The organism is Geothrix limicola, from assembly GCF_030268085.1.
GTDB classification, from domain to species: Bacteria; Acidobacteriota; Holophagae; order Holophagales; family Holophagaceae; genus Geothrix; species Geothrix limicola.
The window spans coordinates 1-1,528 of record NZ_BSDE01000019.1 but is presented as its reverse complement, the minus strand read 5'-3'; the positions used below and the strand labels follow the sequence as shown (position 1 = coordinate 1,528).

At 52.9% G+C, this 1,528-nt stretch carries 2 protein-coding genes; both read right to left on the bottom strand.

The window, feature by feature from the left end; genetic code table 11:
* Positions 1-208 (bottom strand): type II toxin-antitoxin system CcdA family antitoxin (locus tag QSJ34_RS18520; RefSeq protein ID WP_285578170.1); only part of this gene is annotated, 208 nt, incomplete at its 3' end.
* A 644-nt stretch (positions 209-852) separates the two neighbouring features.
* A complete protein-coding gene (locus QSJ34_RS18515; RefSeq protein WP_285578169.1) occupies positions 853-1,395 on the bottom strand; it encodes a hypothetical protein in 543 nt (180 codons plus the stop codon).
* Positions 1,396-1,528 lie beyond the last annotated feature (133 nt).

The window sequence follows — 1,528 nt, the reverse complement described above, 5'->3', positions numbered from 1 at the left end:
ACTCAACGCGCTTGTTGTAGGCCTGAATGGCATCAGCATTTTCTGAGAGCCACACCTCGGCAAGGCGCGCACGGACTGCCTTGGCAATGGCCTCTTCGGCGAGACCGGAAAGGTTGAGGCCAAGGTCTTTACTTACCTTCAGTAAGTCACCATTTAGGGAGAGGTTGACCGGTTTCTTGGGGGCGTCGGTTTTGTAGTAGGCCTGCATGATGCACCTCTGCGATACGCATTCAGTATGCGCACCCATGAGCGCATGTCAAGTTGGCTATCGAATGAAGCTAACCGGACCCGCCTGCACCGAGGCGCTGAACGGAGTCGAGGAAGCAGGAAGCTGAGAGAGAGCGGGAGGCAATGCAGGCGGGGTCCGAGTTGAGCGGAGGGTTAGGCCTTCAGAGAACGAAGATACGGCCTGCCTCAGTCGGTTAATAGCTTGGATTTGGAGGAATATTCATATCTCGCCCACATGTTTTGCACTGATCTGTGTACATCAGACCATCGCCCAAGAAGGATGAAGCTGAAGCTCCGCAGTGAGGACATTCAAAATTATTCATCCGAATCACGGCTCGGAGGAAATATATCGCCATCGCAGCGGAAGCGATGATTCCCAGATATTTCCAATGCCCAGGCAGGGCCACAATCGATACAACTGCAACGGCCAAGCCAGCACCACCAAGTTGAAACCGGTTGCGCAGGGCGATGACTGGATAGATTGGAATTCGAGATCTCAAGAGAAGGCCTAACGAATGAAGCTAAGCGGCCGCGCCTGCACCGAGACGATGAGCAGAGCCGAGATAGCGAAATAATGAGAGAGAGCGAAAGGCAATGCAGGCGGGGTCCGACTTGAGCGGAGGGTTAGGCCATGCGTAGGCCACCATCGTAGGAGTATCTGTATTTTGTGCCATTGAAATCGACAACCAAGATTGAATCAGGTTCTAGCTTGAAGCCCTCAGAAAAGATATCAGCGCCTGAAGTGTGCCAAAGCTTGGCGCCATCCTCATCAAACCTGGCAACCTCGAGTTCGCCATGCGTGATCAAGGCCGAGTGCTCGCTGGAATGGTAGAGGCCGAAACAATTGATTGGATCAGCCTCTATGGACCATAAAAGCTGATGGGTGGCTAGGTCTATGCAAATCAGCCAGCGTTTGAAAACCACAAACAGGCGATCACTCAATGCGATCGATAGGTGAGGACCTATCTGAATGCCGATGCCGTATCCACCAAATGCAATTAGGGGGGCCGAGTTCAATTTGATCCCCAAAACGACTGGTGGTCTTGGCTCTTCTGAAAAATTGATCTCGGAAGGGTATTGATACTTGTTGTCTTGAGACCCGAAAGAATAGCCAACCTGACCTTCGTCGATCAGCTCAACTTCTCCAAAGCGGGTTTGAATCTTCATTGGGGCCTAACGAAAGAAGCTCAGCGGACCAGGCGCTGGCGCCTGGGTCCGTTGCAGCGAGAGGTTAGGCCGAGCCCGAAGTAATGGTGCCCCGAGCGTGCACCACCTTGGGATTTGAGCCTGAATGGATGGG